This is a genomic window from Acinetobacter sp. UBA3132 (assembly GCF_002364825.1).
GTDB lineage: Bacteria > Pseudomonadota > Gammaproteobacteria > Pseudomonadales > Moraxellaceae > Acinetobacter > Acinetobacter schindleri.
On record NZ_DEZM01000104.1, the window covers coordinates 1 to 248 of the forward strand.

The following is a 248-nucleotide window of genomic DNA, read 5'->3' on the forward strand; positions in this document are numbered from 1 at the left end:
TTAAATCATAAAATCTTGCAGCATAAAATTGTAATTGATTGAAAAGCTCAGCTTATAAATTAGCGTCATTCCTTCAAATTTTGATAGAAAAGGCTAAACCATTTTTTAAAAAACCGCGTATTATTTCTGCATTCCTTTTTAACATTGATGTTGAGACTATGATTCGCAATGACTGGACGCGTGACGAGATTCAGGCACTTTATGATCAACCACTGATGGATCTGCTATTTCAGGCACAGCAAATTCAT